Source organism: Streptomyces sp. EDA2-14 (assembly GCF_054963755.1).
Genome location: NZ_JBUEGE010000017.1, coordinates 72,426 through 86,928 on the forward strand (window position 1 = coordinate 72,426; position 14,503 = coordinate 86,928).

General features: G+C 71.7%; 12 protein-coding genes. 3 read left to right on the plus strand and 9 right to left on the minus strand.

What is annotated here, in order from left to right; translation table 11 throughout:
- Positions 1-4: 4 nt before the first annotated feature.
- The 9 genes from ACY34M_RS31270 to rpmB all read right to left on the minus strand — a co-directional run bounded on the left by ACY34M_RS31270 (position 5) and on the right by rpmB (position 12,739).
- On the minus strand, positions 5-1,522 hold the full coding sequence (locus tag ACY34M_RS31270) for a Wzz/FepE/Etk N-terminal domain-containing protein (RefSeq protein ID WP_462721782.1): 1,518 nt from the start codon (positions 1,520-1,522) through the stop codon (positions 5-7).
- Positions 1,519-2,886 (minus strand): YveK family protein, encoded by a 1,368-nt coding sequence (locus ACY34M_RS31275; RefSeq protein ID WP_462721781.1) that lies wholly within the window; start codon positions 2,884-2,886, stop codon positions 1,519-1,521. Before ACY34M_RS31275 ends, ACY34M_RS31270 begins: the two co-directional genes overlap by 4 nt.
- Positions 2,883-4,130 (minus strand): glycosyltransferase family 4 protein, encoded by a 1,248-nt coding sequence (locus tag ACY34M_RS31280; RefSeq protein ID WP_462721780.1) that lies wholly within the window; start codon positions 4,128-4,130, stop codon positions 2,883-2,885. The genes ACY34M_RS31275 and ACY34M_RS31280 overlap by 4 nt, the downstream gene beginning before the upstream one ends.
- A gap of 4 nt (positions 4,131-4,134) precedes the next feature.
- Positions 4,135-5,460, minus strand: a complete 1,326-nt coding sequence (locus ACY34M_RS31285) for a nucleotide sugar dehydrogenase (protein WP_462721779.1) — start codon at positions 5,458-5,460, stop codon at positions 4,135-4,137.
- A gap of 76 nt (positions 5,461-5,536) precedes the next feature.
- Positions 5,537-7,000, minus strand: coding sequence for a sugar transferase (locus ACY34M_RS31290; RefSeq protein WP_462721778.1), 1,464 nt, complete (start codon positions 6,998-7,000; stop codon positions 5,537-5,539).
- A gap of 789 nt (positions 7,001-7,789) precedes the next feature.
- Positions 7,790-9,799: a beta-N-acetylhexosaminidase family protein gene (locus ACY34M_RS31295; RefSeq protein WP_462721777.1), complete on the minus strand. Its 2,010-nt coding sequence runs from the start codon at positions 9,797-9,799 to the stop codon at positions 7,790-7,792.
- Positions 9,800-9,950: 151 nt separating this feature from the next.
- Complete coding sequence (locus ACY34M_RS31300) at positions 9,951-11,771, minus strand: SpoIIE family protein phosphatase (protein WP_462721776.1); 1,821 nt, start codon at positions 11,769-11,771, stop codon at positions 9,951-9,953.
- Positions 11,772-12,197: 426 nt separating this feature from the next.
- Positions 12,198-12,503 carry a 30S ribosomal protein S14 gene (rpsN, locus tag ACY34M_RS31305; RefSeq protein WP_462721775.1) on the minus strand — a complete coding sequence of 102 codons (306 nt, stop codon included), beginning with the start codon at positions 12,501-12,503 and terminating at the stop codon, positions 12,198-12,200.
- Positions 12,503-12,739 (minus strand): 50S ribosomal protein L28, encoded by a 237-nt coding sequence (gene rpmB / locus ACY34M_RS31310; RefSeq protein WP_462721774.1) that lies wholly within the window; start codon positions 12,737-12,739, stop codon positions 12,503-12,505. The genes rpsN and rpmB overlap by 1 nt, the downstream gene beginning before the upstream one ends.
- Before the next feature lie 90 nt (positions 12,740-12,829).
- On the opposite strand from rpmB, the gene rpmG reads away from it, so the two are divergent.
- From rpmG to ACY34M_RS31325, 3 genes are all read left to right on the plus strand, one after another.
- Positions 12,830-12,994 carry a 50S ribosomal protein L33 gene (gene rpmG / locus ACY34M_RS31315; RefSeq protein WP_462721773.1) on the plus strand — a complete coding sequence of 55 codons (165 nt, stop codon included), beginning with the start codon at positions 12,830-12,832 and terminating at the stop codon, positions 12,992-12,994.
- 75 nt (positions 12,995-13,069) lie between these two features.
- The gene (locus ACY34M_RS31320; protein WP_462721772.1) at positions 13,070-13,324 is read left to right on the plus strand and encodes a type B 50S ribosomal protein L31; all 255 of its coding nucleotides are present in this window, start codon (positions 13,070-13,072) and stop codon (positions 13,322-13,324) included.
- The gene (locus ACY34M_RS31325; RefSeq protein WP_462721771.1) at positions 13,324-14,484 is read left to right on the plus strand and encodes a CobW family GTP-binding protein; all 1,161 of its coding nucleotides are present in this window, start codon (positions 13,324-13,326) and stop codon (positions 14,482-14,484) included. Before ACY34M_RS31320 ends, ACY34M_RS31325 begins: the two co-directional genes overlap by 1 nt.
- Positions 14,485-14,503 lie beyond the last annotated feature (19 nt).

The following is a 14,503-nucleotide window of genomic DNA, read 5'->3' on the forward strand; positions in this document are numbered from 1 at the left end:
GTACTTACCTGACCTCCTGGTCGTTGTCCGCGCCCCGTGCGGCCCACACCGGCCCCCGCTCCGTGCGCCTCGATCCCGCCCCGTTCTGCCGGGCCTGCCGGTCCCCCCGGCCGCGCAGCGCGGTGTGCAGGCCGTCCCAGAGGGTGCCGTCGGTGCGGTCCCGCGGGTCGGGGTCGATCAGCACGATGCCGACCACCGGGATGCGCTGCTCGGCGAGCTGGCGGGCCACGGTGTGCAGCCACGCGGTGCTGCCGTGCCCGGCCCGTACGACGAGGACGGTCTGGGTGCCGAGGTACTGGAGGTCGGTCCACGCCGTGCCGGGTGCCACCGAGCCGACGCCGATCGCCCGGTCATGCGGCGACACGCTCGCGGCGTGCTCGGCGCCGACGACGGTCGGTCCGCCCGGCTGCGGGCGGTGGCCGGCGAGCTTTGCTCCCGGCAGTCCGTCGATGACGACCACCGGGCCCTCCCCCGCCAGTGCCGTCGCGAGGTCGAGGGCGATGACACCCGTGCCGCGCGCGCAGCCCAGTTCGAGGAGCGACAGCGGTTCCGCGGAGCCGTGCACGGCGCGGGCCAGCGTCGCGGTGAGGCGTTCGCGGGTCGCGCGGACGCCCTTGCGCCGCCAGGGGGCGCCCGAGCGGCGGGGCAGCTCCGCAATCACGGAGGCGCCCAGGTTGGCCGAGATGTCCCGGCGCAGCACGGGCCGGTCCGCCACCACGGCGCCGACCGCGGAGAGACCGAGGCCGAGGACGAGCCCGAGGACGAGCCCGATCGCGGCGTTGGTGGCCGCCGACTTGGGCAGCGAGTGCTCGACCGCGCGCGGGGCGTCCACGATCTCCGTGCCGGAGACGACCTTGGGTGTGCCGGTGCGGGCCTCCGCGGCTCGCTGGTCGAAGTCGGCGATCCGCGAGTTGAGTTCGGCGCGGCGGGAGAACAGCGTCTCGATGCCGGCCGACCCCTCCGGGTCGTCGGGCGAGCGGTTGCCGATCTCCTTGTTGACCCGTGCGAGTTCCTGGCGCATCCGGTCGCGCTGGTCCAGCAGGGCCTTGGCCTCCGCCTCCGCGGTCGACTGCATCCGCCGCACATGGTCGGCGACGAAGGCGTCGGCGAGCGCCTTGGCGCGGTCCACCGCCTGCGCGTCGGTGTCGGCCTCGACGTCGATCTGCAGCACGTTGTTGGTCAGACCGGTGCCGTGGTACTCCCGCAGGAAGTCCTCGGGCTTCTCCGTGGACTTGAGGGTCCGCAGGGCGTCCCGGGCGATCCGTGTGGTGCCCAGCACCTCGATGTCGGTGCGGATCAGCGTGCCGGTGTCGTTGGGCTGGTCCTCCTCGTGGGCGACCAGCACCTTGGTCACCGCGCTCGGTGGCGGCGGCATCAGGACCGCGACCGCCGCTCCGGCCAGGAACCCGAGCACCGCCATGGCGCCCCACAGGCGGCGGCGTCTGCGTACCGCCACCACCAGTGCGTGCAGGTCGACGAGCGGGGTGCCCGTCGACGACTCCGTACTTCTGCTCGTCGTCACGCCGAGCCTCCCGTCGCGTGGCCGCGCACCGCGAGCGCCGGGGTGGCGTGATCGGGTGTCTCTCCGGCGGCGTGCGCCGGGCCGGTTCTGACCGCTCCCGCCACGACGACGCCGGCGATCTCGTGCCCGCCGTCGGCGCACGCCCCGGCGATGCCCGTGAGTTCGTCCGCGGTCCAGCTGCCCGCGCTGAGGACGACGACGGCGCCGGACTCGGTGCCGCGGTCGGGCACGATCGGCCGGTCGACCGGGACGACGACGATCCGCAGCGCCGGATCGCCCTTGGCTTCGGTGACGAGCAGCCCCGCGGCCCGCAGGGCGAGTTCGTCGCCGTCCGGAACGACGGCCAACAGCCTTCGTGGAGCGGGGAGTTGGCCGCGTATGCGGTCGCACACCCGGCGGTAGCGGGTGCGCCGGGCCGTCTCGTCGCCGGAGCGCTGCGGGGCCGGTACGTCCCACGGGACGTCGGTGCCGAGGAGGCGGCCGAGCCGGGCCCGCGGTCCGCTGCCGTGGCTCCGGCGCTCGTGCGCCTCGCCGGGCACGTCGACGGCCCCGAGGACCGTGGAGCCGAGGGCGGCGGCGATCTCCTGCTCGCCGCGCAGTCGGCGGTTCATGCGGGCGGCGGTGAGGTGGCCGATGACCGCGACCAGGAGGAACAGCAGCGCACCCGCGGCGACGAATTGTGTTCGCGTCGGCGGTGACTGGCCGGTGGGCCGGGTGGCGGGGCCCATGACGACCAGACTCGCCTTGTTTGCCGCCGGGTCGGCCTCCTCCAGCTTCTTCATGGCCGCCTCCAGCGAGTTGCGCAGGTTCTCGAGCGCGGTGCGGGCCTGCACGCTCTCCACGGTCCGTCCGGGGTCGGCCGAGTCCGCCAGCTTCGTGATCCGGCGGTTGGTCTCCTGCACCTTCTTGCGCAGCGCCTCGGGTCCTGCCGCCGCGTCGGCGTCGGTCGCGCCGCCGGAGATGCGCGTGGAGAACCCGACGAACTGCTGGGCCACCCGGTCGGTGAGCTGCTGTGCGCGCTTCGGTGTCTCGGCGGTGCCGGAGATCGTGATGATGTTCCCGTCGGCGGCCTTGGCGGTCACCTTGCCGCGCAGGTCGTTGCCGCTGACGCCGGCCCAGCCGAGCTTGGCCGCAGCGCGGTCGACCACCGAAGAGCTGGTCGCGATGTCCACCTGGGTGAGCAGTTCGCGCTCCTCCCACTGGCCCGGCAGCAGCACGGAGGCCGCCGCCGTGTACCGCGGGGGGAACACCACCGAGACGCCGTAGCCGAACAGCGCGCCGACCACGGTGAGGGCGGCGAGAAGCCGCCACCTTTTACGGAGAATCCGACCGATCGTGACCAGGCGGATCGTGTCCTCGCTCAACGACGCCGCCTCCTCCTTGCCCGTGCCTGGTCGCGCCCCGCCACTGCGGCGTCGTACGCGGCGAGCAGCGAGGCCTGCGAGTTGCTCCAGGACAGCGGACCGCCGATCCGCTCCTGGCCGAGCTTGCCCATCCGGGCCCGCTGCTCCGGGTCGTCGAGCAGCCGACCGACGAGTACGGCGAATTCGGACTCGTCGTTGGCACGCGCGTAGACAGCCGCGTCACCTGCGGAGACGCGTGCTTCGCGAAGATCGAACGAGACGATCGGCCGGCCCATGGCCATGTACTCCAGGACCTTGTTCATGGTCGACACGTCGTTGAGCGGATTGCGGGGGTCGGGCGAGAGGCAGACGTCCGCGGTGGACAGGTAGCGCACCAGATCGGCGTCGGGGATGCGCCCGGTGAACTGCACCTGGTCCTCGAGTCCGAGTTCGCGGGACAGCTCCACCATCGCGTCGAAGGCGTCGCCGGAGCCGATGAACACGGCGTGCCAGTCGGTGCGTCCGAGTTCGTCGCGCAGCTTGGCGAGGGCCCGCAGGGCGTAGTCGACACCGTCCTGAGGTCCCATGACGCCGAGGTAGCAGAGCAGATGGGGCTTGCCGTGCTTCAACTCCGGCTCGGGCGGCACCGGTTGGAACCGCTCGATCTGCGGGGCGCTGCGCACCACGAACACGTCGTCCGGCCGCTTGCCGCCGCGGCCCAGCGCGACGTCCCGGTAACTCTCGTTCGTGGCGAGCACGACGTCCGCGGCGCGGTAGGTGAGCCGTTCGAGCGCGCACACGCCGCGGTAGAGCAGGTCCTCGCCGCGGTCGAACCGCGACAGGTACAGCTCGGGCACCAGGTCGTGCTGGTCGAAGACGAATCTGGCGCCGCGCCGCTTCAGCCACCGCGCGGCCAGGAACAGCAGGTCGGGCGGGTTGCAGGCGTGCACGACATGGACCGGTCCGACCGTGCGGACGAGGCGGGCCGTGTGCCACAGCGCGGAGCCGTACTCGCGCAGATAGCCGGCCGGTCCGCCGGTGGCGGCGCGCAGGGGGTAGCGGTGGATCCGTACCCCGTCGATCACCGCCTCCGGTTCCGTGTCGCGTTTCGTGCCCTGCGGACAGATGACGTGCACCGTCCAGCCCGCGTCGCGCAGTGTCGTGCACTCCTGCCAGACCCGTCGGTCGAAGGGGACCGACAGGTTCTCCACCAGGATGAGCGCGCGCCGTTGGGGCGCGCCGTCGCTGGTTGTTGCGTCGTTCATGGCGTTACCAAGCAAGGCCCATGTATCCCGGTTCGGCCCGGCGCGCCTCGGCGTCGGGAAGGCGGACGAGATCGACGACCACCGGGCCACCGCTGTGCGGGAGGGCCGACAGGACGGCCTGATCCCTGGTGCCGACGAGGCACACCTCTGCGTGTTCGAGCACCTCGTCGACGGAGTCCGCGAGCAGCTGCGCGAGGTGCGGCAGCCGGTTCTCGATGTATTCGCGGTTGGCGCCCATCAGCCGGGAGAGGCTCACGTTGGCGTCGTAGATCTTGAGGTCGTACCCCTTGCCGTAGAGCCGCTCCGCCAGCTCGACGAGCGGGCTCTCACGGAGGTCGTCGGTGCCGGGCTTGAAGGACAGGCCGAACAGACCCACCTTGCGCTTGCCGGTGCGCTCGACGAGCTCCAACGCCCTCTGCAGATGAGCGGAGTTGGAGGCGAGGACATGGCCGAGGATGGGTACGGAGACGTCGGCCCGCTGCGCCGCGTGCACGAGGCTGCGCAGGTCCTTGGGGAGGCAGGAGCCGCCGAAGGCGAAGCCGGGGCGCAGGTAGGCAGGGCTGATGTTGAGCTTGCGGTCGGCGAGGAAGACATCCATCACCTGGTGCGAGTCCACCCCGAGCGCCTGGCAGACGGCGCCCAGCTCGTTCGCGAAGCCGATCTTGAGTCCGTGGAACGAGTTGTCCGCGTACTTGATGGCCTCGGCCACCGGCACCGGGACCCGGAACACCTCGCCGGGCAGCCCTTCGTACAGGGCCGCCACCACGTCGCCGCTCGCCTGGTCGAGCTGGCCGATGACGGTCTTGGGCGGGTCGAAGAAGTCCCGCACACTCGTGCCCTCGCGCAGGAACTCCGGGTTGACCGCGACGCCGAAGTCCACGCCCGCCGTGCCGCCGAGGCTCTTCTCCAGGATGGGCACCAGCAGGTTCAGGCAGGTGCCCGGCAGCATGGTGCTGCGGAACACGACCGTGTGCCGCGGTCCCTGCCCCTTCCGCTCGGCGAGCGCGGCGCCGATCTGTTCCGCGACCCGCTCCAAGTACGTGGTGCACAGGCTGCCGTTGGGCTCCGACGGCGTGCCGACGCAGATCAACGACATGTCGCTGCCCAGTACCGCCTCGCGGACGTCGGTGGTGGCGCGCAGGGCTCCGCTGCGCACGACCTCCGCAGTGAGTTCACCGATCCGCTCCTCGACCACAGGGGCCTTGCCGTCGTTGACGAGGTCGACCTTGGCGTGGTTGACATCCACGCCTATGACCTCGTGGCCCTGGCCCGCCAGACACGCGGCCGACACACAGCCCACGTATCCGAGCCCCAAGACGCTGATTCTCATGACTGTTCCTCCCCCCAGAGCAGGCCCTTGTGGCCTGCCGACTTTCTGTGCGCCGCCGTGGCGGCACCCCCGCGCTTCAGTAGGCCCCCTGCCCGTGGAGCACGGCGCGCAGCGTCTTCCACAAGATCACCGTGTCCAGGGCCAGCGACCAGTCCTCGACGTACCGCAGGTCGAGGCGGACCGCCTCCTCCCACGGCAGGTCACTGCGTCCGCTGATCTGCCACAGGCCGGTGAGTCCCGGCTTGACCAGCAGCCGCCGCCGGATGTCGGGTCCGTACGCCGCGGACTCCTCGGGCAGCGGAGGCCGGGGGCCGACGAGCGACATCGACCCCGTCAGTACGTTGAACAGCTGCGGGAGTTCGTCGAGCGAGTAGCGCCGCAGCACCTGCCCCACCCGGGTCACCCGCGGGTCGCTGCGGAGCTTGAACAGCAGCCCCGCCCCCTCGTTCAGGTCGGCGAGCACCTCACGCTTTCCGTGGGCGCCGGCGACCATGGTGCGGAACTTGAGAATGGTGAACTCGGCTCCGTCCTTGCCGACTCTGCGCTGCCGGTAGAACACCCCGCCCCGGCTGTCCAACAGGACGAACAGCCCGACGAGCACCATCAGCGGTGCGAACAGCAGGATCAGGAACGCGGAGCCCAGCCGGTCGACGATCTCCTTGATGGCCCGGCGTCCGCCGGTGAAGGCCGGCATGCTGACGCGCAGCAGCGGTATCCCCAGGACCGCGTCGACGTGCAGCCGCGGTCCCGCCACCTCCATCAGCACGGGAGCCACGACCATTTCGGCGTCGCTGCCCTCCAGGTTCCAGGCCAGCCGCTGCAGCCGGTCAGGGGTCCAGTGCGGGTCGGGGGTGACCGCGACGACCCGGTAGCCGTCGCGCGACACGTGGCTCGCGACGTCGGTCAGGGGTCCGACGACGGGCACTCCGTCGAGGCGGTCGCCGTCCACCCCGTGCCCGTTCGTCGTGCAGACCGCCTCCACCTGCCAGCCGATGTGCGGGAACTTGCGGGTCCGGCTGATCAGGTCGCGCACGGTGGCCGGACTTCCGGCGGCCAGCACCGGCCGCAGGCAGCGTCCTTCCTTGCGCTGTCTGTGCAGCCACAGGCGCAGCACATATCTGGCGGTCATCGTGACGAGTGCGATCGCGGGGATCGCCACGAAGATCCACAGCTTGATGTTCCGCGAGGTGAGGGCTATCCCGCCGAGCGCCAGCACGACGGTCGCCGTGAACAGCGAGCGCCCCAGCCGGCGGAATTCCTCCGCGCCCTGGCCGAGCACGGCCGGGGCCCACGAGCGGCTCACGGCCAGCGCGCCCAGGACCAGCAACTCGGTGCCGAACGCGAGGATCTTCCACTTCTCGTGCCAGTTGGCCGCGTCCCGCACACCGAAGAAGCCACCGAACGCGGCCACGACGAGAGCCGTGGCCAAGGTGTCGCTGATGATCACGGTACGCCGGTACCGCTGCTCCCAGTCGGCCGCGGGCCGACGGAGAGCCCCGTGCACCGGCCGCCCGCTCACCGGTGGGAACGGGCTGACCAATTCCCCTTGTTGTACAGCCCCGTCCGAGTCTCCGGCGGGTTCCACGTGCTCGCCCAACACGATTCCTCCCCCCTGCGGAGGACCCCCGCCCCCCGCACTGTTTCCCCTCCTCGGGAGGCCCCCGCCCCCCGTGTCGCGCCGCTCCTCATTTCGGGAGACCCCGCCTCCCGCACATGTCTTGCCCGGGTGTGAAGCAGCGCTGGATGTGCCGTCCGCTCAGTCGGCAGCGGACGTGAAGGTGTCCGAGACTCGCGCACCGAGGTCTTCGGGACCCGTCGACCTCGACCCCTCAGGTGTTCCCCGCACCCAAGGCCCCCTCTCGGACACCAAGAACCGATCCCCCCCTCTTCGGATCCGGAGGCGCGGCGGTCGGCCGCGCGCAGCACCAGACCCTCGGATCACCTTTTGTCGCCTAGTGTCCCGGCATGTGAAGCACGGTCAATCTAGACCATCGAGGCCGCCTGTCGAGAGAGATGTGTGGAATTTGTGGTCAAGGTTTGTGATTGGCTACACGATCAGCTGCCACCGGCGCCCTCCACATCCCTGACGCCCCCACAGTGACCTGCGGCGATGTGGCAACAGGGCACACTTCATACGCCCACACAACCGCGTGGACGACTTTCGCGCCCCGCGCCCGCCAGAGGCATGGACCACCGGCGCGAATTGGCCCGAAGTAGCCGTTCGCAGAACCCTGTTGGCGGAGGGTGGTTTAGGCCGGGGGACGCGGGACCCGGGGAAACGACGACGCCCGCCCCGGTCGCGTACCGGAGCGGGCGTTGGTGCCGGGTGTCAGCTCGTGGGCGCCTCCTTGACGAATGTGTCCAGCACGCCGTCGGCCACCTTCACCGGCCCCTGCGGCCGGGTGGTTCCGGGGATGGTGGTGATGGCGGAGGCCCGCTTCGCCAGGTCGGCCGCCTTGGCGAAATCGGCATCCCCCGTACCGGAGTTCAGCTGGGCGCGCAAGCCGTCGAGCGTGGCGTTCAGCGCGTCGCCCCACAGGTCGAGGGCATCGAGCCACGGCTTCGTCTGCGCGAGGAACGCCTTGTCGGGCACCCCGGCGCGGATCTGCTCGGGTGCGCCCGCGAGTACGCCGGCGTAGGCGGAGAGCTTTCGCAGCGCGGAGTGGCGCTCGGCGCGCGTTCCGCCGTCCCACGCCTTGCGGAACTGCGCGAGGCGCGCGGCGAGTTCGGGCGCCTGCGGCTGCCAGTTGGTGTCGCCGAAGGTGGGCGCCAGGTGTTCGGTGTCGAAGAAGGCGAGCAGGGCCCGCGCGGTGGCGCGGTCACCTCCCGCCAGGTAGTCGGCGGCCGCGCGCCAGGTGCGGTCCGGGTCGTAGCTCTCGTCGTTCCAGGCGAACGACGCGCCGCCGAAGAGCGCCACCTTGCTCGGCGCGGCCTGGTTCATCGGGTTGAGCACGATGCCGCTCAACTCCTTGTGCAGTCCGGCGTCCCGCTTGTCGTACGGGGCCATCAGGAGCCGGCCCGTGGTCTGCCCGTAGTCGTTGACCGGGTAGTTGTCCCAGAGGAAGACCTTGCGTCCCCACACCTTGGACGCCGCCTGCGCGTCCGCGAGGCTGATGGCGGGCGGCACGACGTCGGTGCCCGTCCACTGCACGACGACCTTCGGGTCCAACTGCTCGCGCAGCACGGACTTGTACGCGGAGTCCGCCGTGTCGGAGTACTCGGTGGGGACGAACTGGAGGGGCTTGGCACCCTCGTGGGTGTCGATGAAGTCGTGCTGCACCGCGTTGAGCAGGTCGGTCTGGGCCTGTCCCGCCGCCGCCCGGCCCGGTGCCCCGTACTTCGCCTGGTCCGCCTCGCAGTTCCACTTGGTGTAGCTGATGTCGTCGAGTGCCACGTAGAAGCTGCGCGCGCCCTGCTCGTACAGCGTGCCCAGCTTCTCCTTCAGGGCCTGCACGTCGTCGGGGTCGCTGTAGCAGACGGACAGCCCCGGAGAGAGCGCATAGGTGAAGTCGACGTGGTGGGTGGCGGCCTGCTCGATCAGTTGACGCAGATCGGCGAGCTTGTCGGCGGGATAGGGCGTGCGCCACTTCTCCCGCAGGTACGTGTCGTCCTTCGGCGTGTAGATGTACGTGTTGGCCTTGATGTCGCCGTAGAAGGCGAGTTGGTCGACGCGGTCGCTGTGCGACCAGGGCGCGCCGTAGAAGCCCTCGATGCTGCCACGGAGCGGCATGCTCGGGTGGTCGGTGACGGACACCGCCGCGATGGTGTGCGGTCCGGTCACCAGCTGGCGCAGGGTCTGGGCGGCGTAGTAGACACCGTCACCGTCGTTGCCCGCGAGCACAACGGTGCCCCGTCCGGGGGCACTTCGGGAGGCGAGGGAGTAGCCCTCCGCGTTCAGGGTGCCGGGCACCGTGCCGCCCGCACCCTTGAGCGCGTCGGCCACCGCGGCGTCCTTGACGGAGCCGACCACGACGGTCAACACACCAGGAGCGGCGGGCTTGTTGGCGGCGTCGGCGGCCCGCGTCGAGTCGACGGAGCGCACCCCGGCAGCGGCCAGCGCCCGCTTGACGACCTCGACGGTCGACGCGTCGACGCCGTCACCGAGGACGAGGCGCGCGCGGTCCGGGACACGAAGGTCGGCACCCGCCGATCTCATGTGCTGCGGCGTGGGCGTGACGACGGGCAACGCCGCCGACGCGGCGGCACCGGACGCGGGAGCCGGCGAAGCGTCGAGCGCCTGCGCTGGCGCGGCGAACGTGCCCAGGGTCAGCAGGAGCGCGGCACCGGCGAGCAGGGGCCTGGCAGGACGGGGATGACAGGACGAATGACGTTCAGGCATGCGAGACACTGCACCTCCACAGAAGTGGACCCTCACCTACCGGTCAGGGAACGTGGTCTAAACCACCACCCATTGACGCCGGTGTCAAGATCCCGTGACGCGCCATGATGTGACGGGTGCTCAGGCAGTGTTCGGGCCGTCTCCACAGGGGTCAGGGCTCTTCCGGCCCGTCCTCGTCCAGTTCGAACCACACGGTCTTGCCCTCGGGTTCCGGGCGGAGGTTCCACCGGTGGGCCAGGAGGTCGAGGAGGACGAGGCCGCGGCCGGAGGAGGAGAGTTCGCCGGGGGCGCGGCGGGAGGGGACCTCGTCGCTGCGGTCGGAGACCTCCACGCGCAGCCGGCGCCGCCCCTCGGCGCCGCTGATGTCGGCACGCAGCACGGCGGCGTGCTCGGTGTGGATCAGTACGTTGCCGAGGAGTTCGGAGACGAGCAGCAGGACGGTGTCGACCTGTTCGGGGCGGGCCCAGTCGTGGAGCAGGCCCTGGAACTCGATGCGGGCGTCGGCGAGCCCCTGGGCCTGGTCCTGTTCGAGGGTGAACCGCAGAGTGCGTCCGGGCAGGTCCCCGTGGTCGACGGAGGGGTCGCGGCGCAGGAGCAGCAGGGCGATGTCGTCCTCCGTGAAGGAGGTGACGGGCCGGTCGCCGGGCTGGGCGGGCTGCGGGGCCACGACCGCGTTCATGAGCCGGTCGGCCATGCCGTCGATGTCGTCGGGGCCGCCGGGGGTGAGCGCGGTGCGGACCCGGAGCCAGCCGGAGTACATGTCGTGGCCGCCGGACTCGATCAGGCCGTCCGTGCACAGCATCATGATCTCGTTCTCGCGCAGCGTCACGACGCTGACCGGGTAGTCGTCCTCGCCGAGGTCGAGCCCCAGGGGCAGGCCGCCGCGCACGTGCTTGAGCAGACAGGTGCCGTCCGGCAGCCGCAGCACCGGGTGCGGGTGGCCTGCGCGGGCGATGCGCAGCGTGCCCGTCGCGGGGTCGGCCTCCAGGTAGATGCAGGTGGCGAAGCGGTCCTCGCCGAGCGATGCGAGGAAGTGGGAGGCGCGTACGAGGACGGCGTCCGGGCCGTGCCCCTCGGCCGCGTAGGCGTGGATGGCGGTGCGCAGTTGGGACATCAGCCCGGCGGCGTGCATGTCGTGCCCCTGGACGTCGCCGATCACCAGACCGAGGCGGCCGTTGGGCAGGGTGATGCTGTCGAACCAGTCGCCACCGACCATGAGACCGCCGCCCGTGGGCACGTACCGGGCGGTGACGGTGAGCCCTTCGGGGCCGGGGTCGATGCGGCCCATACTGCTGCGCAGGCTCTGCGAGAGGGCGAGATCCGCCTGGCCCTCGTATGTCTGCTCGATGCACTGACCGAGCAGCCGGGCGATGCTCAGCAGGAAGGTGCCGATGCTGCCGGTCGTCTCCACCGGGGCGCCGAACGCCGCCATCCACACGCCAGTGAGCTGGCCGTACGTGGTGAGCGGCAGGAACGCCCACGCCTCGTGCAGCTCCCCGCCGGGGCACTCGTCGGTGACCGGGAACCGGTCCCGGTAGTCCTGCGGCGAGGTGAGCACCACGGGGCGGCCGGTCCTGGCCACCTGCGCGGCGGGGTGGGCGTCGCTCAGCGGCAGCCGGAACGCGTCGGTCTCGCCGTCCCCCAGGCCGATCCGGCCGACGCAGTGCAGCATCTCCCGGTCCGCCCGGAAGACCGCCTGCCCGCAGAGCGGGAAGCTGTCGTCGGCCAACTGGGAGATCAGGGCGAGCGCCTCCCCGAGCGAGGCGACGCGTGCGAGGGCGTGCCCGGTGACCAGCAGATCGGTGTCCCGATGCCGGGCCCGTACCGGCTCCTCGTCGCTTCCCCCGACAGCGGGCCCGGCCATCCGGTTGAGCCCTTCGACCTGCCGGACCTCGACGTCGTACTTTCCGGGAAGATCGGCGCCCACGGGAACGCCGCCGCCTTCGGGCACCTCCACGGCTTCGGACACCATCGCGCCTCCAGACGCCGGCGCGCTTCCGGACGCCGGCGCGTTTCCGGACGCCGGCGCGTTTCCGGACGCCTCCGAGCCTCCGGGAGCCTCGACACCCGTGGGCGCCTCCGCATCCCCAGGAGCCGCCGAACCTTCGTCCCTCGATGTCTCTTCACCTGCCCCCGCCGCGCCGGACGCAGCCGCCCCGCCGGGCACCTCCGCGCCGTGTTCCCGCCCCTGATCCCCCTGCTTCTCGTCGGTCTCCTCGGGGCTTTCGTGCTCGCGCGCGCCACCCACCTGCGGCACTCCCCTCGGCTCGACGCACTTCGGCTTCCCCCATGGTCCGTCGATCGGGCCTGCCGCGCCTGCCCACGCGGCCCGGGGGTTCACCCATTGGGGGCGCCCGACCAGGATTGATACCTGGTCGGGCGCATCGGTGGGGCTACGTCACCAGGACGACTTGGTGACCCCCGGCAGGTGACCGGCGTGCGCCTCCTCCCGCAGCCTTACGCGGGACAGGCCGAACTTGCGCAGGTGACCGCGCGGCCTGCCGTCCACGCTGTCGCGGTTGCGGACCCGCGTCGCGCTGGCGTCACGCGGCTGGCGGCGCAGCTCCGCCAGGGCCGCGGCACGGTCGGCCTCCGGGGTGTCGGGGCGGCGGACGGTCTCCTTGAGCTCCGCGCGCCGGGCGGCGTACCGGGCGACGACCTCCTTGCGCCGCTCGTTCTTGGCGATCTTGCTCTTCTTGGCCATCAGACGCGCTCCCCTCGGGCACGGATGCGCGCCACCGCGGCCTCGACGCCGATCACGTCGACCGTCTTGACCGCCCTGGCGCTCAGGGTCAGCCGCACGGAGCGCCCCTCGCTCGGCAGCCAGTAGCGCTTGCGCTGGATGTTCGGGTCGAAGCGGCGCGAGGTGCGCCGGTGCGAGTGGGAGATGCGGTTGCCGAAGCGCGGTTCGGCCCCCGTCAGCTGGCAGCGGGCGGACATGCGGCCCCTCTCTGTCGTCTGGGTTGTCTCGTTCGTCGGTGCTCACGGACCCACTATTGAAAATGGAATCCATTTCCATATACTAGCCACATGGCACGCAACGAACTCCGCCCGATCGTCAAACTCCGCTCCACGGCAGGGACGGGCCACACCTACGTGACCCGCAAGAACCGCAGGAACAACCCCGACCGGCTGACCCTGCGCAAGTTCGACCCGGTGGTCGGCCGCCACGTCGAGTTCCGCGAGGAGCGCTGAACCTCCCGCCCGGCAAGACCGCTCAACCGCTCAACCGCAGGACCGCACAACCGCACGAACCAGAGGGAGCCCGCCATGAAGTCCGGCATCCACCCCGCCTACCGGCCCGTCGTCTTCCGCGACAAGGCCGCCGGCTTTGCCTTCCTGACCCGTTCCACACTCACCACCGACCGCACGATCGAGTGGGAGGACGGCCGCACCTACCCCGTGTACGACGTCGAGGTGTCCTCGGCGAGCCACCCCTTCTACACCGGCACGGCCCGCGTCATGGACACCGCCGGCCGCGTCGAGCGCTTCGAGCGTCGCTACGGCCGTCGAGCCGCCCGGTGATGGAGGACCCCGGCCTCGACCGCATGCCCGTCGTCATCGTCGGCGGCCTGCACGCCGACGCGCGCCGGGAGGTGGTGCGGGGCCTGCTCGACGCGGTGCCGTCGAGCGTGGCCCTGCACCACGACCTCGGCACCGCGCCGTCCGGCACGGTGACCCGCACGATCCGGAACGCGTCCGGTGAACTCGGCCGCGGCGAGGCGCCGTTGGTCAACGACTGCGCCTGCTGCGCCCTGCGCGAGGACCTCGTACCCGAACTGGAACGGCTCGCCGGGGACGGACTGACCCGGCTCGCCGTCGTGGAGCTGTGGGACTCCGTGGAGCCGCAGGCCATGGCGGACGTCGTCGCCGCGCACGCGGAGCCGCTGCTGAGGCTGACCGGCGTCGTGACGGCCGTCGACCCGGCCCTCGTCCTGCCCTTCCTCGGCAACGGCGGCGACCTCGCCGAGGCGGGGCTCGCGGCGGCCGCCACCGATCAGCGCACCGTCGCGGACACCTGGGCCCGGCAGCTGGAGTACGCCACGGTCGTCGCCGTCACCGAAAGCCCCGAGGCCGACGACGAGGACCGGGCCCTGCTCACCCAGCTGCACCCGACGGGGATCCAGGCGGCGTCCCGCTCGGCCGAACTGGCCGAGCTCGCCCTCGCCGGGTTCGACGCCGAGGCGGCACGCACCGCCCAGCACCCCGCCTGCGCCCGGCTCCCGCAGGAGACGGAGGAGGCCGGGGTCAGCACGCTCGTGTGGCACCGCCGCCGGCCGTTCCATCCGCAACGGCTGTACGACGCCCTGGAGGACCTGTGCTGCGCGGCGGCCCGCAGCCGCGGGCGTTTCTGGCTCGCCGACCGCCCCGACACGCTGTTGGCCTGGGACGCGGCGGGCGGCGCCCTGGGCGTCGACGACTGCGGGCCGTGGCTGCACGCGCTGCCCGACGCCGCCTGGGAGATGGTCCCCGCGCAGCGGCGCGCGGCGGCGGCCGTCGACTGGCACCCGGAGCACGGCGACCGCTGCCAGCACCTGGTGTTCACCTCCCCCGCACTCGACCGCGAGGGACTGACCGCCCTGCTCGACTCCTGCCTGCTCACCGACGACGAGTACGGCGCGGGCCCGGACGGCTGGCGGCGGCTCCCCGCCGCCTTCGACCCGCTCCTCGACCCGGCGCGCTGACCACCACCGACACCACCGA

Coding starts and splice junctions, on each gene's coding strand:
- ACY34M_RS31280 (WP_462721780.1), bottom strand. CDS start 4,130: ATGAACGACGCAACAACCAGCGACGGCGCGCCCCAACGGCGCGCGCTC.
- ACY34M_RS31285 (WP_462721779.1), bottom strand. CDS start 5,460: ATGAGAATCAGCGTCTTGGGGCTCGGATACGTGGGCTGTGTGTCGGCC.
- ACY34M_RS31295 (WP_462721777.1), bottom strand. CDS start 9,799: ATGCCTGAACGTCATTCGTCCTGTCATCCCCGTCCTGCCAGGCCCCTG.
- ACY34M_RS31300 (WP_462721776.1), bottom strand. CDS start 11,771: ATGGTGTCCGAAGCCGTGGAGGTGCCCGAAGGCGGCGGCGTTCCCGTG.
- rpsN (WP_462721775.1), bottom strand. CDS start 12,503: ATGGCCAAGAAGAGCAAGATCGCCAAGAACGAGCGGCGCAAGGAGGTC.
- rpmB (WP_462721774.1), bottom strand. CDS start 12,739: ATGTCCGCCCGCTGCCAGCTGACGGGGGCCGAACCGCGCTTCGGCAAC.
- rpmG (WP_462721773.1), top strand. CDS start 12,830: ATGGCACGCAACGAACTCCGCCCGATCGTCAAACTCCGCTCCACGGCA.
- ACY34M_RS31320 (WP_462721772.1), top strand. CDS start 13,070: ATGAAGTCCGGCATCCACCCCGCCTACCGGCCCGTCGTCTTCCGCGAC.
- ACY34M_RS31325 (WP_462721771.1), top strand. CDS start 13,324: ATGGAGGACCCCGGCCTCGACCGCATGCCCGTCGTCATCGTCGGCGGC.